The sequence below is a fragment of the Thiolapillus sp. genome, assembly GCF_048562965.1.
Lineage (GTDB): Bacteria > Pseudomonadota > Gammaproteobacteria > Chromatiales > Chromatiaceae > Thiolapillus > Thiolapillus brandeum_A.
This window is the reverse complement of the sequence record NZ_JBHNMF010001487.1, coordinates 1-605: the sequence shown is the minus strand read 5'-3', so window position 1 is coordinate 605 and position 605 is coordinate 1. Positions and strand designations below refer to the sequence as shown.

The following is a 605-nucleotide window of genomic DNA, read 5'->3' as shown; positions in this document are numbered from 1 at the left end:
GGTTCTCGTCGAAGCCGTCCGCCCTGGTATGCCGCTTACGCGGCTTTTTCGGTTCTGCCTCGGCCAGTTCCTTTTCCACCTCCTCGAGCGAGACTTCCAGCTCGGCTTCGTCGAACAGCTCACCCTGGAAGGGCAGTTTCTCGCTGCGTGCGCCGAACTTGCGCAGACGCGCCAGGCGCAGTTGTTCTTCCAGCAGCAGGATGTGTTTGCGCAATTCGGCGTTGAGGGCCTGCTGTTGCGCCAGAAGACGGTCTTTCTCTTCGAGAATCCGCCGCAGATCGGCCGCGGGGAGTGGCGCTGGAGAAGATGGATGTCCGACGCCGTTTTCATGGAACAAATTATAACATTATCATCTGCTTAGCGCATCAGAAAGTGGCCTCATAATGCAGCTTTTTGTGCCCTTTCATAGCACTGAGGTTATAGCCGTCGAGCAGCCAGTTGATCTGCTGCCCCGTCAGCGAAACCAGCGCCTCTTCACCACCCGGCCAGTGGAACTTCTCCTCGGCCAGGCTCTTGTAATAGAGCACGAACCCGTTTTCTTCCCAATACAAGAGCTTGATCTTGTCCCGCCGCCGGTTGGTGAAGGCATACAGCGCCCCTTCGAA

2 protein-coding genes are annotated in these 605 nt (G+C 57.2%); both read right to left on the bottom strand.

Annotated elements, in window-relative coordinates:
• Positions 1-337: hypothetical protein (locus ACOCD2_RS25065; RefSeq protein ID WP_419608985.1), on the bottom strand; the 337-nt coding region annotated here is incomplete at its 3' end.
• A gap of 28 nt (positions 338-365) precedes the next feature.
• The coding region (gene tnpB / locus ACOCD2_RS25060) for an IS66 family insertion sequence element accessory protein TnpB (protein WP_419626371.1) at positions 366-605 on the bottom strand (240 nt) is incomplete at its 5' end.